This window comes from Thioclava pacifica DSM 10166 (genome assembly GCF_000714535.1).
Taxonomy (GTDB): Bacteria; Pseudomonadota; Alphaproteobacteria; order Rhodobacterales; family Rhodobacteraceae; genus Thioclava; species Thioclava pacifica.
This window is the reverse complement of record NZ_AUND01000012.1, coordinates 472,911-497,867: the sequence shown is the minus strand read 5'-3', so window position 1 is coordinate 497,867 and position 24,957 is coordinate 472,911. Positions and strand designations below refer to the sequence as shown.

Here is a 24,957-nt window from a genome sequence, read left to right as displayed (position 1 = left end):
TACGCGTGACGGTCGGTTTCATCATGATGTGCCACACCGCGCTCGACCGCGCCGCGCAGGTCGCGCGGTTCTGGGCCGAGGGTGGCGCACCGGTGGTGATCCATGTCGACGCCCGGGTCACCGCGCATGATTACAAGAGCTTCAAGAAAGCCCTGGCCGATCTCGACAATGTCTCCTTCTCGCGGCGCTACAAATGCGAATGGGGGACCTGGTCGCTCGTCGCTGCCAGCCAGGCCGCGGCCGAGCAGATGCTGGAGCGCCATGCCGAGGTGCGCCATGTCTATCTCGCCTCCGGCTCGTGTCTGCCGTTGCGTCCGCTCAAGGAACTGACCGACTACCTCGACGCGCGCCCGTTTACCGATTTCATCGAAAGCGTAACCACGACCGAGGTCGGCTGGACCGTCGGCGGCATCGATATCGAGCGTTTCACCCTGCGCTTCCCCTTCTCGTGGAAAAAGCAGCGCCGCCTCTTCGACCGTTATGTCGAGTTTCAGCGCCGCGTCGGCTTCAAGCGCCGCATTCCGTCGGGGCTCGTCCCGCATTTGGGCAGCCAGTGGTGGTGCCTCACCCGGCAAACCTTGTCCGCAATCTTGCAAGACCCCGACCGGCCGCTCTACGACCGCTACTTCAAGCGCGTCTGGATTCCCGATGAAAGCTATTTCCAGACCCTCGCGCGGCTCTATGCCACCTCGATCGAGAGCCGGTCGCTCACGCTGACCAAGTTCGACTTTCAGGGCAAGCCGCATATCTTCTACGACGATCACCTTCAGCTTCTGCGCCGCTCGGACTGTTTCATCGCGCGCAAGATCTGGCCGCGGGCGGACCGTCTTTACCAGACCTTTCTGTCGAAAAATGCCGAAAGCTCGGCAATGGCCGAACCCAACCCGGCCAAGATCGACCGGCTGTTCTCGAAATCCATCGAACGGCGCACGCGCGGTCGGCCCGGCCTCTACATGCAAAGCCGTTATCCGAAGAAGGACCACGAGAACGGCAAGACCTCGGCGCCCTATTCGGTCTTCCACGGCTTCTCGGATCTCTTCGAGAATTTCGACGGCTGGCTCGCGAAATACGTGGGCGCCCGAGTGCATGGCCATCTCTACGCGCCCGAACGCGCCGAGTTCGCTGGTGGCGAGCGGATGTTCAACGGCTGCCTGACCGACGACCCCGTGCTGCGCGACTACAACCCGCGCGCCTTCCTGACGAACCTGATCTGGAACTCGCGCGGCGAGCGTCAGTGCTTCATGTTCTCGCCACGCGACAACCAGGCGAACAACTGGTTCACCGCGACCGACCCGAACGCCCAGATCTCGGTGATCACCGGCGCTTGGGCCTTGCCGCTGTCGCGGATGAACGAGAATTTCGCGACGATCCGGCGCGAAGCCGCACGGCTGCAAAAGCGCGAGCTGGAGCATCTCGAGATCCTGCGCTCGATGTATGTGAAGGCACGGGTGCGGATCTGGACCGTGGCCGATTTCATCGAGAACCCGATGGAGCCCTTGCAGACCATCATCGACGAGATCAGCCCCCGTGCCACGCGCCGGCTCACCGAGGCGCCGCAGATGGTCGAGCTGACGGGCTTCAGGCAATTCCTGCAAAACCTCAAGAACCAGGGGATGCAACCGCTCGTGATGGGGGATTTCCCGCTCGATGCCGGCGAAGAGCGCAACGCGAACCGCCGCGGCCGCCCCTATCTGGTGAAGTAAGATGGCGAAGTTCGACAGTTTCGTGGTCTTCGCCGAAATGCGGACCGGGTCGAACCTGCTCGAGGCCGCACTCAACAGCCTTGATGGCGTCACCTGCCATGGCGAGGCCTTCAACCCCGCCCTGATCGGCTATCCGAACCGCAAGGATCTGGTGGGCGTGAGCAAGGCCGAGCGTGACGCGGACCCGCTGGTGCTGTGGCAGGCGATCAAGGCGCAGGATGGCCTGAACGGTTGTCGCTATTTCCACGATCACGACCCGCGCATGCTCGCCGTCTTCGTCAACGACCCGAAATGCGCCAAGATCGTGCTGACCCGCAATCCGATCGAGAGCTATGTCAGCCTGATGATCGCGCGCGCCACCGGCCAATGGAAGCTGGGCGATGCCAAGCACCGCAAGGCGAGCAAGGCGCGTTTCGATGCCGACGAGTTCGAGGCCCATCTCGAAGGGTTGCAGGATTTTCAGGTCACGCTGCAAAACGCTCTGCAACGCTCGGGCCAGACCGCCTTCTACATTGATTACGAGGATGCGCAGTCGGTCGAGCTGCTCAACGGGCTCGCGAAATGGCTAGGCGTCGAGGCGCAGCTTGAGAAGCTGCCCGACAGTCTCAAGGTCCAGAACCCCGAGCCTCTGGAGGCGAAAGTCTCGAATTTTCCGGGGATGGAAGCGTCGCTGGCACGGCTCGATCGGTTCAACCTCTCGAAGACCCCGAATTTCGAGCCCCGGCGCGGCCCCGGCGTGCCGGGCTTCATCGCGAGCGAAGCGGGGCTGCTCTATATGCCGATGCGCCCCGCAATGGATGCGCCGATCCGCGACTGGCTCGCCCAGCTCGGGCCGCTGGAGGAAAGCTTCTCGCAAAAGACGCTGCGCCAGTGGAAGCGCCGCCATACCGGCCATCGCAGTTTCACCGTTCTGCGCCACCCGCTGATGCGCGCACATCTCGCCTTCTCGGCGGTGTTGAACTGGGACAACATGCTCGAGACTCGTGCGGTGCTGCGTCAAAGCTACAAGCTGCCGATCCCTGCGGAAGGCGATGCCATTGCGTTTGGCGCCTATGCGGAGGCGTTGATCGCGTTCCTTGGCTGGCTCAAGTCCAACCTCGCGAACCAGACGAGCTTGCCGGTGAACGCGCTCTGGGCCACGCAATCGGCCCAGTTGCAGGGGATCGCGCAATTTGCCCTGCCCGACATGCTGCTGCGCGAGGACCGGCTGACGGAGGATCTGGCTTTTCTCGCGCATTCCGCCGGGATCGAGGCGCCTGAGTTCGCGCAGATCGATGGCGACACCGCGCCGATCAAGCTGGCCGATATCTGGACTCCGGATCTCGAGGCCGCCGCTCGTGAAACCTATACGCGCGACATGATGCAGTTCGGTTTCGGACCCTGGAAAGCCTGAGCGCCAAAAGAAAAGCGCGCCGGACAGGCCGACGCGCATTTCAATCTCATCTTTGGCAGGATCAGGCCGCCTGACGGCCCTGCGCCTCGGTCAGCACCGCATGCAGCGCTGCCGGATCGGTATTTGCGCGCAGTTTTTCGCAGGTTTCCGGATCGCGCATGGTACGCGACACGAGCGCAAGCGCCTTCAGGTGCTCCACCCCGGAATCCTTCGGCGCGAAGAGCGCGAAGACCAGATCGACCGGAAGCCGGTCCACCGCGTCGAAATCGAGCGGTTTTTCCAGCCGCAGGAAGACGCCGACAACCTCATCGAGCCCGTCGAGCCGCGCATGCGGAAGCGCCACGCCATGACCGACACCCGTCGGCCCGAGGCTTTCACGCTCCTGCAAGGCATCAACAGTCTGCGCCGCGCCGAGCTTGTAGACCGACGCGGCGATATCGCCGAGATCCTGAAAAAGGCGCTTCTTGCTTGTGACGTTCGACAGCACCTTCACGGCGCCCGGCGCAAGCAATTTAGAAAGTTCCATTTAACTCGTCTTTTCCGCGCCTTTTTCTTCGGCGCTCATTTGCTGTTGCGCGGGTCGATCCAGCCGATATTGCCGTCTTCGCGGCGATGGACGACGTTAACCCCGCCATGTTTCTCGTTGCGGAACACCAGAAGGGGCGCATGCGACAGCTCCATCTGCATCACCGCTTCGCCAACCGAGAGCGTGGGAACCTTGGTTTCCATCTCGGCCACGATCATCGGCGCGCCATCAGCCACCTCGCCCGACTCGTCATTCTCATCGGATGCGAGCACATACAGGCCCGCAGCCTCGAATTCAACCGGTTCGACGCGGTCGCGGTGATGATCTTTCAGCCTGCGCTTATGACGGCGCAGTTGCTTGTCCATTTTTTCACGGCAGCTGTCGAAGGCTGCGTAGATCTCGGTGGCATGCCCCTTCGCCGACGCCGTCAGGCCGGTCGAGAGGTGCACGGTCGCTTCGCAGATGAATTCATGCGCGTTCTTGGAGAAGGTGACCGTCGCGTCCGTCGGGCGCTGCATGTATTTGTCGACGACTTCGCCGAGCTCGGTTTTGACATGGGATTGCAGAGCTTCCCCGATGTCGATCTGCTTGCCACTGATCTGGTAACGCATGGATTTCCTCCTTCACGCATTGGCCTGCTTCACCCGACCCTGACAGGGGCGGGTTGCAAGCCAGTTAAATTCTTCTCGAAAGCGCGTAGCGGGCCGTGCTCCGGGTTGCAAGGCGACAGGCCGTAGCTGTCCGAAACAAGCTCGGTCTGCGCGCAGGGGATGGGAACAACGGTCACGCATTTGAATCTTATTTGGGTATGGAACCGGGGGGGTGTCAACGGGTCACCTTCGCCGCAGCGCAAAAGCCGCGCTCACGCGGCGCTCAAAGGATGCGGAAGTGCTGCCCGAGATAGACGCGGCGCACGTTTTCGTCCTGCACGACTTCTTCGGTGGTCCCCGACATCAAGACCGTCCCGTCGTGCAGAATGTAAGCGCGGTCGACGATCTCGAGCGTCTCGCGCACGTTATGATCGGTAATCAGCACCCCGATGCCGCGATCCTTGAGCTGGGCGACCAGCGCGCGGATCTCGGCCACGGCAATCGGGTCGACGCCAGCGAAAGGTTCGTCGAGCAAGAGATATTTCGGATCGGCAGCAAGGCAGCGCGCGATCTCGCAGCGCCGCCGCTCTCCGCCCGACAGCGCCAGTGCAGGCGCCTGGCGCAGATGGCCAATCGAGAAATCGCCCAGCAGCTCTTCGAGCCGCTCGCGGCGCGTATGCGGGTCAGGCTCGGCGATCTCCAGCACCGCCATGATGTTATCTTCGACCGAAAGCCCGCGGAAGATCGAGGCTTCCTGCGGCAGATAGCCGATCCCCAGCCGCGCGCGCCGATACATCGGCAGGCCCGTCACGTCGCGCCCGTCGATCAGCACCTCGCCCGCATCAGGGCGAATCAAGCCGGCGATATTGTAAAAACAGGTGGTCTTGCCCGAACCGTTCGGACCCAGCAGCGCTACGACCTCCCCCCGCGAGAGATCCAGAGAGACATCGCGGATCACCGGGCGGCGGCGATAGCTCTTGCGCAAACCCCGCACCTGCAAGCCGCCCTGCCCCGCCACCGGGGCGAGCCCGGTCGCGTCCTGTTCCCCCGTCGTAACCGACATCACTGTCCCCCGGTCTTGGTCGCGGGTTTGAGCAGCGTGCGCACGCGCCCGTCCATCTGGCCGGTGCCGGTGCGCAGATCGACATTGAGCTTGTTGCCCGACATCACGTTCTCGCCCTGAGTCAGAAGCACATTGCCGGTCATCACCACGGTGCCCGCCGCCACGTCATAGACGGCTTCCTGTGCCTCGGCCTCCTCGGTGGGCGAAACCAGCGTCACGCCGCCCGTCGCATGCAGCGTCGAGATCTTCGAGCGGTCCTTCGGATCATAGATGACCTCGACCTCCGCCGCCTGCATATGCATGGTGCCCTGATTGACGCGCACATCGCCGCTGAACACGGCCTGTCCGCTCTCCTGGTTCACCTTGAGACTATCCGAGAGCACCTCGACCGGCGCGTTCTGGTCCGCGCGGATGCCCGCGAAGGACAGCTGCTGCGCCGTCGCCAGAACGGGAAGCGCGATCGTAATCAGGAAAGCTGCGGGAAAAGGCGTCCGAAACATGAAAACCCTCACTGTTGCGGCTGATATATCAGCTTCACGCCGCCATTGAAAACAAGATCATGCCCTTTGCCATCGGCCGTGGGCGTCATTTGCATCGAGCCTGCGTCAAGCGTGCCGAATGGCGCCTCGCCATGGATCGGACCGGGCGAGCTCAGCAGGCTGCCATCGGTCTTCATGACCATCTTATCGGAATTCATCCGGTAGCCATCCGAAGTCTGCATCGCGACCTTTTCCGACAGCTCGACCTGACCCAGATCGGGCCGGAACAGACCCGCATTCGAACTCAGGTCCGTGACATGCCCGTCCGGCGCGGTGAGCTTCGCTGCGAGTTGATCGGCACTCGCGCCACCTGTCGCCTCGGGCGATGTACGCGCCTGTTTCGCGGTCACCGACAGGGTCGAGCCATCATCCGTCACCCCGGAATATTCCGGCCGGGTCAGTGCGTTCTCGCGCGCGAGCTTCTCGACGTCGACCTTGGCGTAGGGGATCGCCGCGCTCGGATCGATCCGGCGCGAGATCAGGAAGATCGTCGACAAAAGGACAAGCGCCAGCAGCGGCAGGACGACCTTCGCCCAGTTCACCAGCTGCGTATGGCGGTTGTCATAGATCATCAGACGATCCCGGCACGCAGACAGTCATGGATTTGCAGGAAGCCCACGGGCTTTTCGTCTTCCACGACGAAGAGACAGGTGATCTTGCGCTCATTCATCTGCGCCACGGCCGCCTCGGCCAGCTGGCCCGGCGCGATCGTGCGCGGATTGGCGGTCATCACCTCGGCCACCTTGTGATCGAGCAGCCCCTCCATGTGACGCCGCAAATCACCATCGGTGACGATCCCGGCCAGACGCCCCGCCGCGTCGGTGACACCCACGACGCCAAAGCCCTTCTGGCTCATCACCAGCAGAGCCTCGGGCATCGGCGTCTCGAGCCCGACAAGCGGCATCTCGCGATGCATCAGGTCAGCGACTTTCGACAGCCGCGCGCCCAGCTTGCCGCCGGGGTGGAAGGTGCGGAAATGCTCGGCGGTGAATTCGCGATGCTCCATCAGCGCCACCGCCAGCGCGTCGCCCAGCGCGAGCGTCATCGTCGTCGAGGTCGTGGGAACGACGCCGGTGCCGCACGCCTCTTCGGCCGCAGGCAGCACCAGCGCCAGATCCGCCTGACGCAGCAGGGTCGACTCCGGTCGGCTCGCCACCCCGATCAGCGGAATGCCGAAGCGCCGCGTATGGGCGATGAGGTCGGCCAGTTCCGGCGTCTCCCCGGAATTCGACAGCACCAGCGCCAGATCATCGCGCGTGACCATGCCCAGATCGCCATGGCTTGCCTCTGCCGGATGCACGAATTGCGCGGGCGTGCCGGTCGAAGCCAGCGTCGCCGCGATCTTGCGCCCGATATGGCCCGATTTCCCCATTCCCGAGACGATGACCCGCCCCTTGGTCTCGAGGATCATCCCCACCGCACGCGAAAACTCGCCATCGAGACTGTCGGCCAGTGCCGCCAGCCCCGCCGCCTCGATCCCGATCACCCGCTTGGCGATGCCGGAATAATCAGTGGTGGAAGATGTCATTGGGCTCCTCCCATCCCAGCAGATCGAGCTTCGCCCGCGTCGGCAGGAAGTCGAAACAGGCCTGCGCAAGCTCCATCCGGTTCTCGCGCTCCAGCCGCTTCACCAGCTCGGCCTTGATCTTGTGGAGGTGCAGCACGTCCGAAGCCGCATATTCCATCTGCGCCTCGGTCAGCTCCGCCGCACCCCAATCCGAGCTTTGCTGCTGCTTGGAGATATCGACACCGACCAGTTCCTGCACCAGCACTTTCAGCCCGTGCCGATCGGTAAAGGTGCGCACCATCTTCGAGGCAATCTTCGTGCAGAAGACCGGCTTCGTCTCGACCCCGAAGGCATTATAGAGCGCGGCCACGTCGAAACGCGCGAAATGAAAGAGCTTTTCGACGTCGGGATCGGCCAGCATCCTGCACAGGTTCGGCGCCTCGGTCTGACCTTTCGCGATCTTCACCAGATGCGCATCGCCATCACCCGAAGAGAGCTGGACGAGGCACAAGCGGTCGCGCCGCGGGTCGAGCCCCATGGTCTCGCTGTCGATGGCCACGACAGGCCCAAGATCGAGCCCTTCGGGCAGGTCATTGTGATGCAGGTGGATCGCCACGGCTTGTCCTCTCAGATCGTTCTGCCGGGCATATAAGCGCTTTGCGCCCTACTTGCCAACGCGGGAAGACCGCAGCTGCGATCACCCGTCCTTGCGCGGCGGCTTCGGATTGGGAGCAAAGAGCTCGGGATGCGCCTTGAAGAGCCGTGACAGGGTCCGATAGCGACCGCCACGGAACTTCCCGGTCTCATGGATCAGGCGCAGCAATTCGATCGAGGCCAGCGGCAGGCTTTCGTTCTCGCGCGGCGGAAGCACCACGTCCGCAATCCGTTCCTGCGAGACCCCCGCGAGTTCGAGTATGAAGCGCCCCATCAGACGATCCGCGCCAATCTCCTCGGCCATGTCGAGCACATGTAGCCGGTCGCCCAGCAACCCGCGGAATTGCTCGATAATCCGGCGGGGCGCGTCGAGATCGGAGTGATCCTTCGCCCAGGTCTCGAAATCAGCCTTCACGCGCCGCATCTTGAACGCCTGGTTCCAGGAGCTGCGCTGCCAGGATTTCGGTTCCCGGTGATAAATAACGTAATGGACATCATAGCCCGAGAGGGCCGCGTCGAGATGGGCTACCCAAGGCAGATAGTTGGTCTGTTCGGGCGGATCGAAAATCTTCCCGGATTCGATGCCGATCATGTTCTCATCCGAGATGATCAGGGTTTCAAACTCCATGGTATCAATCTTGCGAACCATCTGGCGCAGCGCCACTTCGTGCCGGAGCTTCCACCAGAAGAGATGCCCGCTGCGTCGGTATTTGAGCGCATATTTGCGTAGCCGGTAGGTCAGCTCGTCCTTGGGCGACGCGACAATCCCATCACCCAGACGATCGCGATTGGCGGCGAGCATCCCTTGGATCGTCGTGCTTCCCGTCTTCGGAAATCCGAGATGAATGATGATGCGGCGTTTCTGGGCGGACATGGGATCACTTTACGTAGCGGGCATGTTTCAGGGCGCGGGTGTAGCTTCGCAGGTCGCCTCGAACAACAGTTTTCGGACTGTCGCGAGATCAAACGATGGCTGCGCCGGCTCGCGGGCTCACCATAGTTCGACCCAAATCCACTGCCCTCGTTCCCGAAATGCACCGCATCATCGGCGCATCATCTCAAGCGTTGATTTATCGGCTCAATTCCCCGAAGGAAGAAAAGCACCCCGCGAAAGAAAAGACGCTCGACCCTCATGGCTTCCCTTCCGGCAAATGATCTGCGCGACAGGATCGCGCGACCGGCCCTCAATGCCCTGACACCGTTTTTCCGAAAATATCCCAGTTCCAGCCCGTGCAGCCTCTTTCACATGATTCCGCGCGGCGCGTTTTCACCCGAAGACGGTTTTTTCTACAATCGCGTGCCGAAAGCGGCGAATACGACCGTCGCCCGGATCCTGTCGGAACATTCCGCCTATCGCCGCCCGCTCTCGGGCGAAGGCGACAAGCACAGATGGCTGCGCCCGCCTTACATGTCGCGCGCTCAGGTCGCAGCACTCGAGACCGATGCCGTCGTGACCTTCACCGTCGTGCGCAATCCCTTCACCCGGCTGCTGTCGTCCTATCACGACAAAATCCTGCGCGGCCCGCGCATGGATCGCTGGAAACACATGCTCGAACTCGACGAGAACGGTCAGCCGAGCTTTCTCTCCTTTTGCCGCTTTCTCGATCAGGGCGGTCTCTATCGCGATGCCCACTGGGCGCCGCAGAGCGCGCTGATGCTGCTGCCGATCGAGGCCTTCGATCATATCTGCAAAGTGGAAACGCTCGATGCGGATCTCGCGACGGTCGTGCAGCGGATCTGGGGAAGCGACGGCCCGGCGGAGCTTCCGCGGGCGGGCAATCCGACGAATGCGGAGGGAAAACTTCGCGCGGCCTATTGCGAAGAAAGCGAAGCGCTCATCCGCAAACTTTACGCGGCTGATTTCGAAGCGTTCGGATACGCAACCGACCTTTTTTGAGTGCGCTCACGCGGGGCTTTCCTCGCGGGGCTTCCAGCGGATCACCCGCCAGAGATAGATCAGAACCAAAGCGATCAGCAGACCAGTCGACACCGGGTTCACCCAATCCGCTACCTCGCCATATTGCTTGTGCAACAAGAAACCCGCGATCGTCAGGAAACTCGTCCAGAGCGCCGAGCCGACGGTCGTATAGGCAAGAAACGGCACGAAAGGCATCCGTGCCATCCCCGCAGGCACCGAGATCAATGTGCGCGCGCCCGGCATCATCCGCCCGAGAAACACCGCCGCCCAGCCGTGGCGGTCGAACCAATGTTTCGTGCGGGTGATGTCGCGCGGAGCGATCCCGATCCAGCGCCCGTGGCGGCGTGAGAGCGCACAAGTCGCTCCAGGCCGATCTTCAGCCCGATCCAGTACCACAGCACAGCGCCGATGACCGACCCAGCCGTCCCGGCCAGGATCAGCCAGACCAAGGAAAACTGCCCCTGCGCCGCCATGTAGCCCGCCAGCGGCATGATCAGCTCGGAAGGGATGGGCGGAAAGACGTTCTCGGCCAACATCAGCCCAGCAATGCCCAGATACCCAAAAGCCGCGATCACGCCGGTAATCCACTGAAACATGGTGCCTCCTTTGCAGGAGTTACGCAGCCGCCCCGGCCCGGGTTCCGAAACATGCCGCGTTGCAGCGCCCCGGAAACGCAAAAACCCGGGCCGAGGCCCGGGCTTTGGAAGGTGATGGTGAGCCGTGCAGGATTCGAACCTGCGACCCACTGATTAAAAGTCAGTTGCTCTACCAACTGAGCTAACGGCCCATCACAGGGCGCGTCTCTACAAACCCGCGTCGGGGGGGTCAAGGCATAAAATTCACAAAAACTACGCATCTGGAAAAAACCGGGCCGCAGGCGTATATCGCGCGCCATGAATACAACGCGCACAGCCTCCGGCCTGCCCTTCATGAAAATGCACGGGCTCGGCAATGATTTCGTCGTGATCGACGCCCGCGAGGGCGACGATCCGGTCACGCCTGCGCTTGCGCGCGCGCTCGGAGATCGTCATCGCGGCGTGGGGTTTGACCAGCTTGCCGTGATCCGTCCGGCACAAAGTGCTGATTTCACGCTCGATTTCTGGAACTCTGATGGATCGCGCGCGGGCGCTTGCGGCAATGCCACCCGCTGCGTGAGCGATTACATGATGCGCCAGCTCGGGCAGGATCACGTCACGCTTGTCACCGAACGCGGGGCGCTTTCGGCGCTTCGACGCACCGATGGTCTCGTCTCGGTCAATATGGGCGCACCGATTCTCGAGCCTTCGCAGATCCCGATCCTGCCGGGCACCGATCCCCAACATCTGCCGCTCGGGGGCGATCCGGTTGCGGTGGGCATGGGAAACCCGCATTGCGTCTTCTTCGTCGAGGATGCCGAGGCTGTCGAGGTCGCGATGCAGGGCCCGGTGATCGAGCATGATCCGCTCTTCCCCGAGCGCACCAATGTCGAATTTGCCTCGCTCATCGGCCCCGACCACCTGCGCATGCGCGTCTGGGAGCGCGGCACCGGCATCACGCTGGCCTGCGGCTCGGGCACCTGCGCCACCGCCGTCGCCGCGAACCTGCGCGGCCTCACAGGCAAACGCGTCCTTGTCGATGTCGATGGCGGCCAGCTCGAGATCGACTGGCGCGAGGACGGCGTCTGGATGACCGGCCCGACCGCGCATGTCTTCGACGCGACCCTCACCCCCGAATTTCTGGCCGCGCTATGAAGCCGCCCGTTTTCTCGACGCTGGGCTGCCGTCTCAACGCCTATGAGACGGAGGCGATGAAGGAGCTGGCCGAGCAGGCCGGTCTGGAGGGTGCGGTCGTCGTGAACACCTGCGCCGTGACCGCCGAGGCCGTGCGCAAGGCCAAGCAGGAAATCCGCCGTCTGGCGCGCGAGAACCCCGGCGCGCCGGTGATCGTGACGGGCTGCGCCGCGCAGACCGAACCCGAGACCTTCGCCGCGATGGGCGAGGTCACCAAGGTCATCGGCAATCACGAGAAGATGCAGGCCGAGACCTGGGCGCAGCTTGCCCCGCAAGGTCCCGATTTCATCGGCCAGACCGAGCGCGTCATGGTCGATGACATCATGTCGGTGAAGGAGACGGCCGGGCATCTGATCGACGGATTCGGCCGGCATAGAGCCTATGTGCAGGTGCAAAACGGCTGCGATCACCGCTGCACCTTCTGCATCATCCCCTTCGGTCGCGGCAATTCGCGCTCGGTCCCGGCGGGTGTCGTGGTCGAGCAGATCAAGCGTCTCGTCGATCGCGGCTTCAACGAGGTCGTGCTGACCGGGGTGGACCTGACGTCATGGGGCGCGGACCTGCCGGGCGAGCCGCGCCTGGGCGATCTGGTGATGCGCATCCTGAAGCTGGTGCCGGACCTGCCGCGCCTGCGGATCTCCTCGATCGATTCGATCGAGGCGGACGAGAACCTGATGCTCGCGATCGCAACCGAACCGCGCCTGATGCCGCATCTGCATCTGAGCCTTCAGGCGGGCGACGACATGATCCTCAAGCGGATGAAACGCCGCCATCTGCGCGACGATGCCATCGCCTTCACCGAAGAGGCGCGCAAGCTACGCCCCGGCATCGTCTTCGGCGCGGACATCATCGCGGGCTTCCCGACCGAGACCGAGGAGATGTTCGAAAACTCCCTGCGGCTCGTCGATGACTGCCATCTGACCTTCCTGCATGTCTTCCCCTATTCCGCGCGCAAGGGCACGCCCGCCGCCCGGATGCCCGCCGTCAAGGGCCCGATCATCAAGGAGCGCGCCGCGCGTCTGCGCGCCAAGGGCGAGGCGGCTCTGGCCGCCCACCTTCAGGCGCAAGTGGGAACCGAACAGATCGTGCTGACCGAAGGCCCGCGCGTGGCGCGCACCGAAGGCTTTGCCGAGGTTGCCTTCGAGACCGACCAGCCCGAGGGTACGTTGATGCGCGTGCGCATCACCGGCCATGACGGGGCGCGGTTGCTGGCGGGGTAAGGAGGCGCTGCCACCGCCGTCGCCGGATGGCGACGTGTCTCAGTCAGAAAGGGGGCGCTGCCCCCTCTGGCCTGCGGCCATTCACCCCCGGGATATTTCATGCAGTTGGAAGGAGGGGGCTTTCGTTTTCCCTCTCTTGGGCTAGCTTGTGGCCCATGCTGCGGATCAACGATCAGATTGCCATCGAGGATTGGGAAATCACCGAGAGCTTCACCCGGGCGCAGGGCCCCGGTGGGCAAAACGTGAACAAGGTCTCGACCGCGGTGGAGCTGCGCTTCGAGGCGGAACGCTCGCCCAATCTGCCGCCGCCGGTCAAGACCCGTCTGCGCCGGATCGCGGGGCGGAAATGGACCACCGACGGGGCGCTGATCCTGCAGGTGCAGGACACGCGCTCGCAGGCGCGCAACCGCGACATCGCGCGCGAGCGTCTGGCCGAGATGATCCGCAAGGCGCTGGAAAAGCCGAAGACGCGGATCGCGACGCGGCCCACGCTCGGGTCCAAGAAGCGGCGGCTGAAGGCGAAGACGATCCGGGGCGAGGTGAAGGCGCTGCGTGGGAAGGTATCGGATGGGGAATGATCTGCTGCAGCGGCGCGCGCGGCTTCTGGGCCCGAACGTGCCGATTTTCTATGATCGCCCTGTCGAGATCGTGCGCGGGCAGGGCGCGTCTCTGTTTGACGCCCACGGGCAGCGCTACCTCGACGCCTATAACAACGTCGCCCATTGCGGCCATTCCCATCCGCGCATCGTCAAGGCGATCTGCGAGCAGGCGGGGGTGCTGAATACCCACACGCGCTACCTGCATGAGGGCATTCTCGATTATGCCGAGGCGCTGCTGGGCAAGGTCAGTTTCCCCGGCCAGCTTCTGATGACCTGCACCGGCTCCGAGGCGAATGACGTGGCGCTGCGCATGGCGCAGGCGGTCACCGGCAAGCGCGGCTTCATCGCGACCGACAACACCTATCACGGCAACACGACGGCGGTGGCGCATCTGTCGACCCGGCGCCCGCCGATCGGGGGCTGGCCCGATCATATCCGCCGGGTGCCCGCGCCGGATAGCCTCGCGCCTCTGGGCGGCTCGCTCGCCGCGCAGCCCGAGGCTTTTGCCGCGCATGTCGCGCGCGCCATCGACGAACTCGAGGCCAGCGGCCACGGTTTCGCCGGTTTCATGCTTTGCCCGATCTTCGCCAATGAGGGCATGCCCGGCGTCGCCCCCGGTTTCCTCGATCCCACGGTGGAGGTGATCCGCCGCGCCGGTGGGCTGATCCTGTGCGACGAAGTTCAGCCCGGTTTCGGCAGAATAGGGTCGAATTTCTGGGGCCACGAATGGCTGGGCTTTACCCCCGACGTGGTCACGATGGGCAAGCCGATGGGCAATGGCCACCCCGTCGCGGGGCTGGTGGCGCAGCCTCAGGTGATGGCCGCCTTCCGCGAGGCGTTCGGCTATTTCAACACCTTTGGCGGCAATCCCGTTTCGGTCGTCGCGGCGATGGAGGTCTTGCGGGTGATCGAGGACGAAGGCCTGCAGGAGAATGCCGCCGAGGTTGGGGCCTATCTGCTTGGCGGGCTGCGCGAGCTCTCGCATCCGCTGATCGCCGACACGCGCGGGCTTGGCCTTTTCCTCGGGATCGAACTGGCGCGGGATGGCGAGCCTGCCAGCGCGGAGGCAGGCCGGATCGTCGAGGCGATGCGCGACCGCCACGTGCTGATGGGTCGGGTGGGCCGCGCCCAGCATATCCTCAAGATCCGCCCGCCGATGGTCTTCTCGCGCAGCGATGCCGACGAGCTGATCGGCAAGCTCACAGACTGTTTCGAGGAGCTGCCCGCATGAGTTCTGACAAGATCGCGCAGGCGATGGCGGAGACCGCGCTTTATTCCTGGGGGCAGGCCGCCGAACCGCCCCGGTTGGTGAAGAACCGCGAGAATATCGTCTTCGAGGCGCGGCTGAAGGATGGCCGCCGCGTGGCGCTGCGGCTGCACCGGCCCGGCTATCAGGGGCGACAGGGGATCGAGGCCGAGCTGCGCTGGTGCGAGGCGCTGGCCGAGCAGGGCCTGCCGGTGCCGCGCCCGGTGCGTGCGCTGAACGGCGAACTGACGGGCCAGGTGCGCAACCGGGTGACCTCCTGCGTTGAATGGCTCGAGGGGGTGCCGATCGGGGCGGGGGATCTCCCTCTTGGGCCAGATGCTGCGCAGGTGCGCCGCGAGGCCGAGGCCCTGGGCGCGCTGATCGCGCAGTTTCATACCGCCTGCGACGCCGCCCCGCCGGATGACTTCACGCGCCATGCCTGGGATCTCGAGGGGCTTTTGGGCGAGCAGGCGCTCTGGGGACGGTTCTGGGAGCATCCGCAACTCACCACGGACGAGGCCGCGACGCTGATCGAGGCGCGCGATCTGGCGCGGGCACGCCTTGCATTGGCCGGCGATATCGGCCCGATCCATGCCGACATCCTGCGCGAGAACGTGCTGAGCGGTCCGGCGGGCCTCGCGCTGATCGATTTCGACGATTGCGGGCCGGGCTATCGGCTTTACGACCTCGCGACGGCGCTCGTGCAGGGCTGGGGCGACCCGCTCTGGGCCGCGCAGGCCGAGGGGCTGGTGGCGGGCTATCGCGGCGCGCGCGCGTTCCCGCCGGAACAGGAGGCACTGCTGCCGCTTTTCATAGCACTACGTGCCTTTGCGTCCGCTGGCTGGATTGTGACCCGCGCCACCCCTTCCGATCCGCGTCAGAGACTGTACCTAGAGCGTGCGCTCGACCTCGCGCGCCACCTGATCGACGACACGCCGCCATGGGAGACCGGCAGATGAAATGGGCCACCACCGTTGCGAAGGGCATTCTCGGCCATCGCCCCGCCTCGTTGCAGGTGGCGGCGCTGTGCCTGCGCGTGCGCGACGGCAAGACCCAGGTTCTGCTGATCACATCCCGAGATACCGGGCGCTGGGTTCTGCCCAAGGGCTGGCCGATGCGGGGCCGCTCGCTTTCGGGCGCGGCCAAGCAGGAGGCCTGGGAAGAGGCCGGTGCACGCGGCAAGATCGACAAGGAACCGATCGGCGATTTCCGCTATGACAAGATCCTCGACAGTGGTCTTGCGGTGCCAACCGATGTCGTCGTTTTCCTGCTGCGGGTGGAGCAACTGGAGAAAACCTATCCGGAGGTCGGCCAGCGCAAGCGCAAATGGTTCGCGCCGAAAGAAGCCGCCAGCCTCGTCGCCGAAGAAGGATTGCAGAAGATTCTGCGCAACCTTTGAGAGAGAGACGCCTGCGCAGGCTTGTCACAAAGGCCCATTCCCGCTAGGCCACCGGGGATTTGTGACACCCAGACGACAGGTTCGTGACAGTGGCCAACCAGAACCCCGACCCCCGCGTCAATCAGTGGAAAACTCTCGATAAGGATCTCAAGCGGATCGGTCGGGTCGAAGAGGGCGCGCATTTCGTTGCGCGCGGGCTCGTCGCGCCGGGTCTGGCGCTGGCCTTCATCGTGCTCGCGGGTCTCGTCGCGGCGCTGCTGATGGGCGGGCAGCCCGGTCAGCTCGTGGTGATCGCGGCAGCCGCAATCGGGGCGTATATGGCGCTGAATATCGGCGCGAATGACGTGGCCAACAACATGGGCCCGGCCGTGGGCTCGAAGGCGATGACGCTGCTGTTTGCCCTGATCATCGCTGCGGTCTTCGAATCCCTCGGCGCGCTTGTCGCGGGCGGGGACGTGGTGAAAACCGTCGCCAAGGGCATCATCGAACCGACGGCCCTGCCCGATTCCACCCATTTCGTCTGGGCCATGATGTCGGCGCTTCTGGCTGCCGCGCTCTGGCTGAACCTCGCGACGTGGCTCGGTGCGCCGGTCTCGACCACGCACTCCATCGTCGGCGGCGTCGTCGGCGCCGGAATCGTTGCGGCGGGCTTCGGTGCGGTCGACTGGACCTCCATGGGGATGATCGCGGCAAGCTGGGTGATCTCGCCGGTGATGGGCGGTGTGATCGCGGCCTTCTTCCTCGCGATCATCAAATCCAAGGTGATCTATGTCGACGACAAGATCGCCGCCGCGCGCAAATGGGTGCCGATCCTGATCGGCATCATGGCGGGCGCCTTCGCGACCTATCTCGCGCTGAAGGGCCTCAAGCACCTCTTCAAGATCACCCTGCTCCAAGCGATCGCGATCGGCCTTGTCGTCGGTGTCGGCGGCTGGTTGATCACCCTGCCGATGATCCGTCGCCAGTCGGAGGGGATGGAGAACCGCAAAAAATCGCTCAAGTCGCTGTTCTCGGTCCCGCTCGTGGTCTCGGCGGCGCTGCTGAGCTTTGCGCATGGCGCGAATGACGTAGCCAATGCGGTCGGCCCGCTCGCCGCGATCGTCCACACCGTCGAGCAGGGCGATATCGCCGCTCAGGTCGGCATCCCGTTCTGGGTCATGGCGGTCGGCGCGCTCGGCATTTCAGTCGGCCTCCTGCTCTTCGGGCCGAAGCTGATCAAGCTGGTGGGCAACGAGATCACCAAGCTCAACCCGATGCGCGCCTATTGCGTGGCGCTCTCGGCGGCGATCACGGTGATCGTGGCGTCCTGGCTGGGCCTGCCGGTTTCCTCGACCCATATCGCGGTCGGCGGCATCTTCGGCGTGGGCTTCTACCGCGAATGGCATGCCGAGAAACGCGCCCGCGAACTGGGCATCAAGAAGGGCAAGCCCGTGCCCCCCGAAGAGCGCAAGCGCCGCCTTCTCGTGCGCCGCTCGCATATGCTGACCGTGGCCGCGGCCTGGGTCGTCACCGTTCCGGCCTCGGCCGCGCTCTCGGCGGTGCTTTACCTGATCCTGAACGCGATCACCTGAGCACTCAGACGAGAACCTTCATCGCCTGCTGCTGGCCCACGTCGAAGACGCGCTTGTAGCGGGCGATCTCTGCCTCCGGCCCCATCGCCTTTTCCGGGTTGTCCGACAGCTTCACCGTCGGATGCCCGTTCGCCTCGACCGCCTTGCACACCAGACTGAACGGCGCGAGCGCATCATTCGGCACCAGCCCGCGGAAATCGTTGGTCAGCAGCGTGCCCCAGCCGAAGCTCACCTTCACCCGACCGGCGAATTGCGCATGCAGCTCGCGGATCTTGTCGACGGTGAGCCCGTCCGAGAAGATCACCAGCTTCTCGCGCGGATCCTCGCCGCGCGCTTTCCACCACTCGATCGCGACCTCGGCCCCCGTCGCCGGATCGCCCGAGTCGATCCGGATCCCCGTCCAGCCCGCCAGCCAGTCCGGCGCGTGCTCCAGAAACCCCTTCGTGCCGTAAGTGTCGGGCAGGATGATGCGCAGGTTGCCCTCGTGCTCCTCATGCCAGTCGGCCAGAACCTTGTAGGGCGCCTGCGCCAGCTCCGCGTCGCTCTCGGCCAGCGCGGCATAGACCATCGGCAGCTCATGCGCGTTCGTGCCCACCGCCTCGATATCGCGCCGCATCGCGATCAGGCAGTTCGACGTGCCGGTGAAGGCGCCACCTTCCGAGATATCGCCCAGCCCTTCCAGCATCGCCTGCACGCACCAGTCCTGCCACAGAAAGGAATGCCGCCGCCGCGTGCCGAAATCCGCGATCCGCAGATCGTCGAGTTCGCGCAGCGCCTCGATCTTCTCCCAGACCTTGGTCATCGCGCGGGCATAAAGCACCTGCAACTCGAACCGCCCCATCCGGTTGAGCACGGCGCGCCCGCGCAGCTCCATCAGGATCGCCAGCGCCGGGATCTCCCAGAGCATGACCTCGTGCCACGGCCCCTCGAAGGTCAGCTCATACTGCCCGTCGCGCTTTTCGAGCGTGTAGGGCGGCAGTTGATAGCCCTCGAACCACTCCATGAAATCCGAGCGGAACATCTGCCGCTTGCCGTAAAACGTGTTGCCGCGCAGCCAGGTGCTCTCGCCCCGCGTCAGCTTCAGAGAGCGCGCATAATCGAGCTGTTCACGCAGCTCCCCCTCGTCGATCAGCTCCGCCAGCCGGATCGCCTTGGTCCGGTTGATCAGGCTGAATTTGACGTTGGTGTCGGGCTTGTTGCGGAAAATCGACTGGCACATCAACAGCTTGTAGAAATCCGTGTCGATGAGCGACCGCACGATCGGGTCGATCTTCCACTTGTGGTTATAAACGCGGCTCGCGATATCGACCATCGGTCAGGCCTCCAGCTTCACGCCCGCCGCGCGCATCGCCTCATGCGCGGCAACCAGCGAACCGTCGAGGTCGATCGCCCGGCACGCGCCTTCCAGCACGCGCGCCCTGAACCCCAGCTTCGCGGCATCGAGCGCAGACCACGCCACGCAGAAATCGGTGGCGAGGCCGACAAAGCTCAGCTCCTCAATGCCCCGGTCGCGCAGGTAGCCCGCGAGCCCCGTGGTGGTCTTGTGGTCATTCTCGAAAAAGGCCGAATAGCTGTCCACTCCCGTGCGAAAGCCCTTGCGGATGATCATCTGCGCCCGCTCCACCGCCAGATCGGGATGGAACGCGGCGCCCTTGGTGCCCTGAACGCAATGATCCGGCCAAAGCGTCTGCAGCCCATAATTCATATGCACCTGCGTAAAGGGCGCTGCGCCCTCATGCTGGCTCGCGAAAGAGGAATGATCACCCGGATGCCAGTCCTGCGTCAGCACCACCGTGTCGAACTCGCTCATCAGCACGTTCACGCGCGGCAGGATCTCGTCCCCGCCCGCCACAGCCAGCGCGCCGCCGGGGCAGAAGTCGTTTTGCACGTCGATCACGATCAGGGCTTTGGTCATCTTGTCTCTCCCGCAGGCTCCTCTCATGGGTAGGGCGCGGACCCCATATGGTCAACGGCTCTTGCCTAAAGCCCCCGCGCGGCGCTAATGCCTGCCCCATGTTCACCGTCGCCGCGCTTTATCATTTCACCCGGTTCGAAAATCCCGAGGCCCTCAAGGCCCCGCTGGCGAAGCTCGCGTGTGCGCAAGGCGTGAAAGGCTCGCTCCTGATCGCGCGCGAGGGGATCAACGGCACCATCGCGGGCTCGCGCGCGGGGATCGACGCGGTGCTGGCCCATATCCGCACCCTGCCGGGTTGCGCCGATCTGGAGTGGAAGGAAAGCACGGCCGAGCAGATGCCCTTCGGCCGGATGAAGGTGCGCCTCAAGCGCGAGATCGTCACCATGGGTGAGCCCGATATCGACCCGAAGGCCCGCGTCGGCCACTACGTCGAGCCGCAGGACTGGAACGACCTGATCTCCTCGCCCGACACGGTCGTGATCGACACCCGCAACGATTACGAGATCGAGATCGGCACCTTCGAGGGCGCCATCGACCCCGGCACGAAATCCTTCCGCGAGTTTCCGCAGTGGTGGCGCGACAACGCGCACCGTTTCCACAACAAGCGCGTCGCGATGTTCTGCACCGGAGGTATCCGCTGCGAGAAATCGACGAATTTCTTGCTCGCTGAGGGCGTGCCCGAGGTCTATCACCTCAAGGGCGGCATCCTGAAATATCTCGAAGAGATGCCCGAAGAGGGCTCGCTCTGGCACGGCGACTGTTTCGTCTTCGACCAGCGCGTGAGCCTGCGTCACGGGCTCAAGCAGGGCGACTATGACAGCTGTCACGCCTGTCGCCGCCCGGTTTCGGCTGAGGACAAGCGCCATCCCGATTATGAGGAGGGCGTCTCCTGCCATCGCTGCATCGGTGAATATTCCGCCGCCGATCGCGCGCGGTTTCGCGAACGCGAGCACCAGATGCGCCTCGCCGCCGAGCGCGGAGAGACGCATCTTGGTCGCGATTAATTATCCGCGCAGGTCTGCGTCAGGTCATTGCAACCTTGCGTGACGACGGGGCTGCCCGTGCCCGGGAAGTCGAGACGCGGCAGCGAGAAATCCCCGATACCGGCCGAAGCCGCAGTGGCACCGGCAACACTCAGGATAAGGGCGAAAGCGAAGCGTTTCATGACGAATCTCCATAACTGAACTCGTTCGTTCAGTTAGGAATATGAACCGATCCGTTCAGATTGCAAGAGTTTCTGAACTGATTAGTTCGAAATGCTGCATTGCATTGCGTGCAAACCCCGCTATTTTGGAATCGTTCTAAAAAGAGAGGGCCTCCCCATGCTCCCCGGATTTGCCTCCCGCCGCCGGTTCGATGACCTGTCTGAGCAGGAAGTGCTCGCGCTCGCGATTTCCTCGGAAGAGGACGACGCGCGCATCTACCGCCAATATGCCGAGCACCTGCGCAAGGATTTCCCCGCCTCGGCCAAGATCTTCGAGGGCATGGCCGCCGAGGAGGACGAGCATCGCCGCCGTCTCATCGCGCGCCACACGGAACGCTTCGGCGAGGTGATCCCGCTCATTCGTCGCGAACATGTCGCGGGCTTCTACAACCGCAAACCGATCTGGCTGGCGAAGAACCTCTCGCTCGACACGATCCGCGGCGAGGCCGAGGCGATGGAGCGCGAGGCGGGCAAGTTCTACACGCTGGCCGCGCAGCGCAGCTCGGACGCGGCGACCCGCGAATTGCTGGGCGATCTGGCCGCGGCCGAACTTGGCCACGAGAAGAAGGCCGAGGAACTGACTGCGACCCATCTGGGCGAGGATGAGCGCGACGAGGAAAACCGCGCCGCGCATCGCCAGTTCGTGCTGACCTGGGTGCAGCCGGGCCTTGCCGGCCTGATGGACGGATCGGTCTCGACGCTGGCCCCGATCTTCGCCACCGCCTTTGCCACGCAAGACCCGCATACCACGCTGCTCGTCGGCCTCGCAGCCTCGGTCGGCGCGGGCATCTCGATGGGCTTCACCGAGGCCGCCCATGACGACGGCGTCATCTCGGGCCGCGGCTCGCCGATCAAGCGCGGCATCGCCTCGGGCGTGATGACCGCGCTTGGCGGTCTGGGCCACGCCCTGCCCTACCTGATCCCCGATTTCTGGACCGCGACCACGATCGCGATCATCATCGTGTTCTTCGAGCTCTGGGCCATCGCCTGGATCCAGAACCGCTACATGGAAACGCCCTTCCTGCGCGCCACCTTCCAGGTCGTGCTCGGCGGCGCGCTGGTCTTTGCCGCCGGCGTGTTGATCGGCGGCGGCTGATCCCAACCGCCGCGCGGCTTGCGCATGAGGGACGCTCCGCGGGGGATATTTGAAGCAGTTGGAAGATGAGTGCTGTTCCATCCTTCCAACTGCTCGAAATATCCCCGCCGGAGGCCTCCTGCGCTTTCCAAACAGCGCAGCGGTTTCATTCCCTGTCTGGCACTTGTCCAAACTGCATGCTAGCGCTTGGCCATGCTCGAGATCTTTCTCAAGACCTTGCCCTTCTTCGCCCTGATCGGGCTTGGCTGGTTCGCCGGGCAAATCCGCTTTTTCACCGCCGAGGCGACCGCGTGGCTGACGAAATTCGTCTTCTATTTCGCGCTCTCGGCGATGCTGTTCAAATTCTCCGCCAATCTCGATCTGGGTCAGCTCTTCGATCCACAGTTCATTCTCGCCTATATCAGCGGCTCCGGAGCGGTCTGGCTGATCACTTTCGCCGTCGCCAGGGCGCGCAAGCTGCCGACCGCGCTTTCGGCAATGGAGGCGCATACGTCGATGACCGGCAACACGGGTTTTCTCGGCGTGCCGATGCTTGTGGTGCTGCTGGGACCGGCTGCGGTCGGGCCGGTGCTGATGGTGCTGAGCTGCGATCTGATCGTGTTTTCCTCGATCATCACGATCTTCATCACTGCCGCGCGGCACGGGAAGGTCTCTCTCGCGCCGATCGCGCTGGGGCTGGTGAAGAACCCGATGATCGTCTCGATGCTCGCGGGGCTGGCCTGGGCTGGTTTGAAACTGCCGATGCCGGGGCCGCTCGAAGAATTCATGACGATTCTCGGCGCGGCGGCCACGCCGGGTGCGCTTTTCGCCATCGGCGCCTCGCTCGCGGGGAAATCTGCCGAGAAGCCGGCGCCGGCGGTCTGGCTCTCTTTCGGCAAGCTCTTTCTGCACCCAGCCGCCATCGCGATCACGTCGCTTCTGATCTTCGATGTCGATCCTTACGCGGCGGGCGTGATGATCGCCGCCGCCGCCCTTCCCGTCGCGGGCAATGTCTATATTCTGGCGCAGCATTTCGGGGTGGCGCCGCAGCGTGTCTCGGCCTCCATCCTCGTCTCGACCGCCGTCTCGATCCTCACGGTTCCGGCGGTCATCCACTGGGTTAACGGCTGAGGAGGCTTTGATGAAAACGATCTCGGAAAACCGCTGTTTCGGAGGCGTTCAGGGCGTCTATTCGCATATCTCCAAGGTCAATGACTGCGAGATGACGTTCGGACTGTTCCTGCCGCGCGAGGCCGAGGACGGGCCGGTGCCGGTGCTCTGGTATCTCTCGGGGCTCACCTGCACGCATGAGAACGCGATGACCAAGGCTGGTGCGCAGGCCTATGCCGCAGATCACGGGATTGCCTTGGTCTTTCCCGACACGTCACCACGCGGCGAAGGCGTGGCGGATCACGAGGATTACGATCTGGGCCAGGGCGCGGGCTTCTACGTCAACGCCACGCAATCCCCCTGGGCGCCGCATTTCCGGATGTGGGATTACATCGCCGAGGAACTGCCCAACGCGATCGACGCAGCCTTCGAGATCGACCCCGAACGGCAGGCGATCACCGGCCATTCCATGGGCGGGCATGGCGCGCTGACGCTCGCGATGTCGCTGCCCGACCGGTTCCGCTCGGTCTCGGCCTTCGCACCGATCGTGCATCCGACGCAAAGCGATTGGGGGCGCAAGCAATTCGATGCCTATCTTGGATCCGATGAGGCGGCTTGGGCGGCACATGACGCAACCCTTCTGATGCGCGAGAACGGCTTCGACGGCGAGGTGCTGATCGATCAGGGCGGCTCGGACCAGTTCCTCGATCTTCTGAAGCCCGAGGCGCTCGCCGAAGCGATGGCCGCGCGTCGTCAACCCGGCACCTTCCGGATGCAGGCGGGCTACGATCACAGCTATTACTTCGTACAAAGCTTCATCCCCGATCACCTCGAATTCCACGCCGAGGCGCTCTGGGCGTGATCTGGGTCGATGCCGATGCCTGCCCGGTGAAGGCCGAGGCCGAGCGGGTCGCGACCCGGCTGGGCGTCAAGCTGATGCTGGTCTCGAATGGCGGGCTGCGGCCTTCGCCCAATCCGCTGGTCGAGATGATCTATGTCGATCAGGGGCCGGACGTGGCCGACATGTATATCGCCGAACGCGCGGGCCGGGGCGATGTGGTCATCACCAATGACATTCCGCTGGCCGCGAAATGTGTCGAGGCGGGCGCACGGGTACTGCGCCCCGATGGCGAGGCGCTAAACCCTTCCAATATCGGTAACGTATTGGCAACGCGGGATCTTATGGCCGATCTTCGTTCGGCCGATCCGTTCCGGCAGGGCGGTGGCAAGCCGTTCTCCAAGGCCGATCGCGCGCGGTTCTCGGATGCGCTCGACCGGGTGGCGCGGGCGGCGATCAAGGAGGCAGGCAATGGTTAAGGCGGTGATCTTCGATATCGGCAACGTGCTGATCGAGTGGCAGCCCGAGCGGCATTACGATCGGATCATGCCTCGCGAAACGCGCGAGGCGATGTTCGCCGAGGTCGATTTGCACGGCATGAATGACGAGATCGACCGCGGCGCGCCGTTCCGCGAGACGATCTATGCCTGGGCCGAGAAATACCCGACCTGGCGCGATGCGATCCGGCGCTGGCACGATGACTGGATCGAGATGGCCGCCCCCGAGATCCCGCATTCGCTGCGGCTGATGAAAGCCTTGCAGGCCAAGGGGATGCCGGTCTTCTCGCTGACGAATTTCGGGATCGGGAGTTATGATTATGCGGCGACCCATTACCCGTTTCTGCGCGAGTTCGACCGCGATTTCATCTCGGGTCATATGGGCGTAACGAAGCCCGATCCGAAGATCTATCAGATGGTGGAAGAGGCGACGGGGCTTTCGGGCGCCGATCTGATCTTCACCGATGATCGCGCGGACAATATCGCGACGGCGCATACCTTCGGCTGGAAGACGCATCTCTTCGAGGGGCCGGAGGGCTGGGCCGCGCGGCTGGTTTCGGAAGGGCTGCTGAGCGAGACCGAGGCCACATAAGCCTGGCTTATGCAGACCTCGCCTGCATA

30 protein-coding genes and 1 tRNA gene are annotated in these 24,957 nt (G+C 64.0%); 17 read left to right on the top strand and 14 right to left on the bottom strand.

Annotation, left to right across the window (positions count from 1 at the left end; all coding sequences use genetic code 11):
• The first annotated feature begins 5 nt into the window (after positions 1-5).
• Both TP2_RS08245 and TP2_RS08240 read left to right on the top strand, forming a co-directional pair.
• Positions 6-1,703, top strand: a complete 1,698-nt coding sequence (locus TP2_RS08245; RefSeq protein WP_038075770.1) for a DUF5927 domain-containing protein — start codon at positions 6-8, stop codon at positions 1,701-1,703.
• Between the two features lies 1 nt (position 1,704).
• The gene (locus TP2_RS08240; protein ID WP_038075767.1) at positions 1,705-3,096 is read left to right on the top strand and encodes a nodulation protein NodH; all 1,392 of its coding nucleotides are present in this window, start codon (positions 1,705-1,707) and stop codon (positions 3,094-3,096) included.
• Between the two features lie 61 nt (positions 3,097-3,157).
• Here TP2_RS08240 and TP2_RS08235 read toward each other — a convergent pair whose 3' ends face one another.
• The 8 genes from TP2_RS08235 to TP2_RS08200 form a co-directional block, all read right to left on the bottom strand.
• A complete protein-coding gene (locus TP2_RS08235) occupies positions 3,158-3,622 on the bottom strand; it encodes a PTS sugar transporter subunit IIA (protein ID WP_038075760.1) in 465 nt (154 codons plus the stop codon).
• 35 nt (positions 3,623-3,657) lie between these two features.
• Positions 3,658-4,233: a ribosome hibernation-promoting factor, HPF/YfiA family gene (gene hpf, locus TP2_RS08230; protein WP_038075759.1), complete on the bottom strand. Its 576-nt coding sequence runs from the start codon at positions 4,231-4,233 to the stop codon at positions 3,658-3,660.
• Between the two features lie 262 nt (positions 4,234-4,495).
• Positions 4,496-5,275 (bottom strand): LPS export ABC transporter ATP-binding protein, encoded by a 780-nt coding sequence (gene lptB / locus TP2_RS08225; protein WP_051692332.1) that lies wholly within the window; start codon positions 5,273-5,275, stop codon positions 4,496-4,498.
• Positions 5,275-5,775, bottom strand: a complete 501-nt coding sequence (gene lptA / locus TP2_RS08220) for a lipopolysaccharide transport periplasmic protein LptA (protein WP_051692330.1) — start codon at positions 5,773-5,775, stop codon at positions 5,275-5,277. Before lptA ends, lptB begins: the two co-directional genes overlap by 1 nt.
• A gap of 8 nt (positions 5,776-5,783) precedes the next feature.
• Positions 5,784-6,386, bottom strand: coding sequence for a hypothetical protein (locus TP2_RS08215; protein ID WP_038075758.1), 603 nt, complete (start codon positions 6,384-6,386; stop codon positions 5,784-5,786).
• A complete protein-coding gene (locus TP2_RS08210) occupies positions 6,386-7,342 on the bottom strand; it encodes a KpsF/GutQ family sugar-phosphate isomerase (RefSeq protein ID WP_038075757.1) in 957 nt (318 codons plus the stop codon). The genes TP2_RS08215 and TP2_RS08210 overlap by 1 nt, the downstream gene beginning before the upstream one ends.
• Positions 7,323-7,937 carry a ribonuclease D gene (locus TP2_RS08205; RefSeq protein ID WP_038075756.1) on the bottom strand — a complete coding sequence of 205 codons (615 nt, stop codon included), beginning with the start codon at positions 7,935-7,937 and terminating at the stop codon, positions 7,323-7,325. Before TP2_RS08205 ends, TP2_RS08210 begins: the two co-directional genes overlap by 20 nt.
• An 81-nt stretch (positions 7,938-8,018) precedes the next feature.
• Positions 8,019-8,849, bottom strand: coding sequence for a hypothetical protein (locus TP2_RS08200; protein ID WP_038075755.1), 831 nt, complete (start codon positions 8,847-8,849; stop codon positions 8,019-8,021).
• A 95-nt stretch (positions 8,850-8,944) separates the two neighbouring features.
• Here TP2_RS08200 and TP2_RS18480 point away from each other — a divergent pair, with 95 nt between their 5' ends.
• Both TP2_RS18480 and TP2_RS08195 read left to right on the top strand, forming a co-directional pair.
• Positions 8,945-9,130, top strand: a complete 186-nt coding sequence (locus TP2_RS18480; RefSeq protein WP_157617071.1) for a hypothetical protein — start codon at positions 8,945-8,947, stop codon at positions 9,128-9,130.
• 91 nt (positions 9,131-9,221) lie between these two features.
• Positions 9,222-9,872 carry a sulfotransferase family protein gene (locus TP2_RS08195; protein ID WP_169739510.1) on the top strand — a complete coding sequence of 217 codons (651 nt, stop codon included), beginning with the start codon at positions 9,222-9,224 and terminating at the stop codon, positions 9,870-9,872.
• Between the two features lie 6 nt (positions 9,873-9,878).
• On the opposite strand, the gene TP2_RS19020 is transcribed toward TP2_RS08195, so the two are convergent.
• From TP2_RS19020 to TP2_RS08185, 3 genes are all read right to left on the bottom strand, one after another.
• The gene (locus TP2_RS19020) at positions 9,879-10,199 is read right to left on the bottom strand and encodes a DedA family protein (RefSeq protein WP_338065278.1); all 321 of its coding nucleotides are present in this window, start codon (positions 10,197-10,199) and stop codon (positions 9,879-9,881) included.
• Positions 10,136-10,489 (bottom strand): DedA family protein, encoded by a 354-nt coding sequence (locus tag TP2_RS19015; RefSeq protein ID WP_338065279.1) that lies wholly within the window; start codon positions 10,487-10,489, stop codon positions 10,136-10,138. Before TP2_RS19015 ends, TP2_RS19020 begins: the two co-directional genes overlap by 64 nt.
• A gap of 115 nt (positions 10,490-10,604) precedes the next feature.
• Positions 10,605-10,680, bottom strand: a tRNA-Lys gene (locus TP2_RS08185).
• 106 nt (positions 10,681-10,786) lie between these two features.
• Here TP2_RS08185 and dapF point away from each other — a divergent pair.
• The 7 genes from dapF (at position 10,787) to TP2_RS08150 (ending at position 17,697) form a co-directional block, all read left to right on the top strand.
• On the top strand, positions 10,787-11,623 hold the full coding sequence (dapF, locus tag TP2_RS08180; RefSeq protein ID WP_038075752.1) for a diaminopimelate epimerase: 837 nt from the start codon (positions 10,787-10,789) through the stop codon (positions 11,621-11,623).
• On the top strand, positions 11,620-12,882 hold the full coding sequence (mtaB, locus tag TP2_RS08175; RefSeq protein ID WP_038075751.1) for a tRNA (N(6)-L-threonylcarbamoyladenosine(37)-C(2))-methylthiotransferase MtaB: 1,263 nt from the start codon (positions 11,620-11,622) through the stop codon (positions 12,880-12,882). The genes dapF and mtaB overlap by 4 nt, the downstream gene beginning before the upstream one ends.
• A 155-nt stretch (positions 12,883-13,037) precedes the next feature.
• The gene (gene arfB / locus TP2_RS08170) at positions 13,038-13,460 is read left to right on the top strand and encodes an alternative ribosome rescue aminoacyl-tRNA hydrolase ArfB (protein WP_038076217.1); all 423 of its coding nucleotides are present in this window, start codon (positions 13,038-13,040) and stop codon (positions 13,458-13,460) included.
• A complete protein-coding gene (locus TP2_RS08165; protein WP_038075746.1) occupies positions 13,450-14,712 on the top strand; it encodes an aspartate aminotransferase family protein in 1,263 nt (420 codons plus the stop codon). Before arfB ends, TP2_RS08165 begins: the two co-directional genes overlap by 11 nt.
• Positions 14,709-15,686 carry a phosphotransferase enzyme family protein gene (locus TP2_RS08160; RefSeq protein WP_038075745.1) on the top strand — a complete coding sequence of 326 codons (978 nt, stop codon included), beginning with the start codon at positions 14,709-14,711 and terminating at the stop codon, positions 15,684-15,686. Before TP2_RS08165 ends, TP2_RS08160 begins: the two co-directional genes overlap by 4 nt.
• Positions 15,683-16,126, top strand: coding sequence for an NUDIX hydrolase (locus tag TP2_RS08155; protein WP_038075744.1), 444 nt, complete (start codon positions 15,683-15,685; stop codon positions 16,124-16,126). Before TP2_RS08160 ends, TP2_RS08155 begins: the two co-directional genes overlap by 4 nt.
• An 83-nt stretch (positions 16,127-16,209) precedes the next feature.
• Complete coding sequence (locus TP2_RS08150; protein WP_420804608.1) at positions 16,210-17,697, top strand: inorganic phosphate transporter; 1,488 nt, start codon at positions 16,210-16,212, stop codon at positions 17,695-17,697.
• Between the two features lie 4 nt (positions 17,698-17,701).
• Here TP2_RS08150 and pncB read toward each other — a convergent pair whose 3' ends face one another.
• A complete protein-coding gene (pncB, locus tag TP2_RS08145; protein WP_038075743.1) occupies positions 17,702-19,009 on the bottom strand; it encodes a nicotinate phosphoribosyltransferase in 1,308 nt (435 codons plus the stop codon).
• A 3-nt stretch (positions 19,010-19,012) separates the two neighbouring features.
• Positions 19,013-19,612: a bifunctional nicotinamidase/pyrazinamidase gene (gene pncA / locus TP2_RS08140; protein WP_038075742.1), complete on the bottom strand. Its 600-nt coding sequence runs from the start codon at positions 19,610-19,612 to the stop codon at positions 19,013-19,015.
• 98 nt (positions 19,613-19,710) lie between these two features.
• Here pncA and trhO point away from each other — a divergent pair, with 98 nt between their 5' ends.
• Positions 19,711-20,616, top strand: coding sequence for an oxygen-dependent tRNA uridine(34) hydroxylase TrhO (gene trhO / locus TP2_RS08135; protein WP_038075741.1), 906 nt, complete (start codon positions 19,711-19,713; stop codon positions 20,614-20,616).
• On the opposite strand, the gene TP2_RS18475 is transcribed toward trhO, so the two are convergent.
• Positions 20,613-20,777: a hypothetical protein gene (locus TP2_RS18475; RefSeq protein WP_157617070.1), complete on the bottom strand. Its 165-nt coding sequence runs from the start codon at positions 20,775-20,777 to the stop codon at positions 20,613-20,615. The genes trhO and TP2_RS18475 overlap by 4 nt on opposite strands.
• A 157-nt stretch (positions 20,778-20,934) precedes the next feature.
• Here TP2_RS18475 and mbfA point away from each other — a divergent pair, with 157 nt between their 5' ends.
• The 5 genes from mbfA (at position 20,935) to TP2_RS08110 (ending at position 24,928) form a co-directional block, all read left to right on the top strand.
• On the top strand, positions 20,935-21,912 hold the full coding sequence (gene mbfA / locus TP2_RS08130) for an iron exporter MbfA (RefSeq protein ID WP_038075740.1): 978 nt from the start codon (positions 20,935-20,937) through the stop codon (positions 21,910-21,912).
• 192 nt (positions 21,913-22,104) lie between these two features.
• Positions 22,105-23,022: an AEC family transporter gene (locus tag TP2_RS08125; protein WP_038075738.1), complete on the top strand. Its 918-nt coding sequence runs from the start codon at positions 22,105-22,107 to the stop codon at positions 23,020-23,022.
• Positions 23,023-23,032: 10 nt separating this feature from the next.
• Positions 23,033-23,863, top strand: a complete 831-nt coding sequence (gene fghA, locus TP2_RS08120; RefSeq protein WP_038075734.1) for an S-formylglutathione hydrolase — start codon at positions 23,033-23,035, stop codon at positions 23,861-23,863.
• A complete protein-coding gene (locus TP2_RS08115) occupies positions 23,860-24,318 on the top strand; it encodes a YaiI/YqxD family protein (protein ID WP_038075731.1) in 459 nt (152 codons plus the stop codon). The genes fghA and TP2_RS08115 overlap by 4 nt, the downstream gene beginning before the upstream one ends.
• Entirely contained in the window at positions 24,311-24,928 is a 618-nt protein-coding gene (locus tag TP2_RS08110) for an HAD family hydrolase (protein ID WP_038075730.1), read from the top strand. The genes TP2_RS08115 and TP2_RS08110 overlap by 8 nt, the downstream gene beginning before the upstream one ends.
• The last annotated feature ends 29 nt before the right edge of the window (positions 24,929-24,957 follow it).

What these genes read in the sequence shown, in the direction of transcription:
- TP2_RS08125 (WP_038075738.1), top strand. Translation starts at nt 22,105, where the DNA reads ATGCTCGAGATCTTTCTCAAGACCTTGCCCTTCTTCGCCCTGATCGGG.
- TP2_RS18480 (WP_157617071.1), top strand. Translation starts at nt 8,945, where the DNA reads ATGGCTGCGCCGGCTCGCGGGCTCACCATAGTTCGACCCAAATCCACT.
- hpf (WP_038075759.1), bottom strand. Translation starts at nt 4,233, where the DNA reads ATGCGTTACCAGATCAGTGGCAAGCAGATCGACATCGGGGAAGCTCTG.
- TP2_RS19015 (WP_338065279.1), bottom strand. Translation starts at nt 10,489, where the DNA reads ATGTTTCAGTGGATTACCGGCGTGATCGCGGCTTTTGGGTATCTGGGC.
- TP2_RS08165 (WP_038075746.1), top strand. Translation starts at nt 13,450, where the DNA reads ATGGGGAATGATCTGCTGCAGCGGCGCGCGCGGCTTCTGGGCCCGAAC.
- TP2_RS08235 (WP_038075760.1), bottom strand. Translation starts at nt 3,622, where the DNA reads ATGGAACTTTCTAAATTGCTTGCGCCGGGCGCCGTGAAGGTGCTGTCG.
- dapF (WP_038075752.1), top strand. Translation starts at nt 10,787, where the DNA reads ATGAATACAACGCGCACAGCCTCCGGCCTGCCCTTCATGAAAATGCAC.
- fghA (WP_038075734.1), top strand. Translation starts at nt 23,033, where the DNA reads ATGAAAACGATCTCGGAAAACCGCTGTTTCGGAGGCGTTCAGGGCGTC.
- TP2_RS08200 (WP_038075755.1), bottom strand. Translation starts at nt 8,849, where the DNA reads ATGTCCGCCCAGAAACGCCGCATCATCATTCATCTCGGATTTCCGAAG.
- mtaB (WP_038075751.1), top strand. Translation starts at nt 11,620, where the DNA reads ATGAAGCCGCCCGTTTTCTCGACGCTGGGCTGCCGTCTCAACGCCTAT.
- TP2_RS08210 (WP_038075757.1), bottom strand. Translation starts at nt 7,342, where the DNA reads ATGACATCTTCCACCACTGATTATTCCGGCATCGCCAAGCGGGTGATC.
- TP2_RS08155 (WP_038075744.1), top strand. Translation starts at nt 15,683, where the DNA reads ATGAAATGGGCCACCACCGTTGCGAAGGGCATTCTCGGCCATCGCCCC.
- TP2_RS08110 (WP_038075730.1), top strand. Translation starts at nt 24,311, where the DNA reads ATGGTTAAGGCGGTGATCTTCGATATCGGCAACGTGCTGATCGAGTGG.
- trhO (WP_038075741.1), top strand. Translation starts at nt 19,711, where the DNA reads ATGTTCACCGTCGCCGCGCTTTATCATTTCACCCGGTTCGAAAATCCC.
- arfB (WP_038076217.1), top strand. Translation starts at nt 13,038, where the DNA reads ATGCTGCGGATCAACGATCAGATTGCCATCGAGGATTGGGAAATCACC.
- lptB (WP_051692332.1), bottom strand. Translation starts at nt 5,275, where the DNA reads ATGTCGGTTACGACGGGGGAACAGGACGCGACCGGGCTCGCCCCGGTG.
- mbfA (WP_038075740.1), top strand. Translation starts at nt 20,935, where the DNA reads ATGCTCCCCGGATTTGCCTCCCGCCGCCGGTTCGATGACCTGTCTGAG.
- pncB (WP_038075743.1), bottom strand. Translation starts at nt 19,009, where the DNA reads ATGGTCGATATCGCGAGCCGCGTTTATAACCACAAGTGGAAGATCGAC.
- TP2_RS08215 (WP_038075758.1), bottom strand. Translation starts at nt 6,386, where the DNA reads ATGATCTATGACAACCGCCATACGCAGCTGGTGAACTGGGCGAAGGTC.
- TP2_RS18475 (WP_157617070.1), bottom strand. Translation starts at nt 20,777, where the DNA reads ATGAAACGCTTCGCTTTCGCCCTTATCCTGAGTGTTGCCGGTGCCACT.
- TP2_RS08195 (WP_169739510.1), top strand. Translation starts at nt 9,222, where the DNA reads ATGATTCCGCGCGGCGCGTTTTCACCCGAAGACGGTTTTTTCTACAAT.
- pncA (WP_038075742.1), bottom strand. Translation starts at nt 19,612, where the DNA reads ATGACCAAAGCCCTGATCGTGATCGACGTGCAAAACGACTTCTGCCCC.
- lptA (WP_051692330.1), bottom strand. Translation starts at nt 5,775, where the DNA reads ATGTTTCGGACGCCTTTTCCCGCAGCTTTCCTGATTACGATCGCGCTT.
- TP2_RS08240 (WP_038075767.1), top strand. Translation starts at nt 1,705, where the DNA reads ATGGCGAAGTTCGACAGTTTCGTGGTCTTCGCCGAAATGCGGACCGGG.
- TP2_RS08160 (WP_038075745.1), top strand. Translation starts at nt 14,709, where the DNA reads ATGAGTTCTGACAAGATCGCGCAGGCGATGGCGGAGACCGCGCTTTAT.